Source organism: Rhizobacter sp. P1_G5, from assembly GCF_056405435.1.
This window is the reverse complement of the sequence record NZ_JBFUCB010001214.1, coordinates 1-535: the sequence shown is the minus strand read 5'-3', so window position 1 is coordinate 535 and position 535 is coordinate 1. Positions and strand designations below refer to the sequence as shown.

At 75.3% G+C, this 535-nt stretch carries 1 pseudogene; it reads right to left on the bottom strand.

What is annotated here, in order from left to right:
* Positions 1–535 (bottom strand): annotated as a pseudogene (locus AC1D12_RS35030) (hypothetical protein); the annotation flags it as partial.

The following is a 535-nucleotide window of genomic DNA, read 5'->3' as shown; positions in this document are numbered from 1 at the left end:
CTCGAGGCAGTGCGCGAGCGCTTCTTCGCCGCTCGCGGCGACGCTGACCTTCATGCCCAGCACCATCAGCATCTCGCGCGCGACCAGCTGGTTCAGCGGGTTGTCCTCGACCACCAGCACGTGCATGCCGGGGCGCATCGGGGTCGACGGCTCGGGCCGTGCCGGTGCCGGGCGGGCCTCGGCGCTGGCGACGGTGCGCAGCTCGGCCGGCGTCAGCGGCTTCAGCAGCACCGCCATGCGGCTGCGCGCGGCGCGCTCGAGCAGCACCGGCTGGTGGAAGTCGGGGCGCAGCAGCAGCGTGACGCGCGTGCCGTCGGGCAGCGCGTGGCGCAGCGCTTCGAGGTCGCTGCTGTCGTCGAGGCCGTCCTCGGCCAGCACGACGCAGTCCGGCATGCGGCCGCCGAGCCGGGCGCGTTGCGTGGCCTGCGCGAGGTCGGGGATCAGCTCGGTGGTCCAGCCCAGGCGCTCGATGCGGCGCGGCAGCCACGGCGAGGTCGTCGCACCGCGCACCACCAGCCAGGCATGGCCGGGCGGG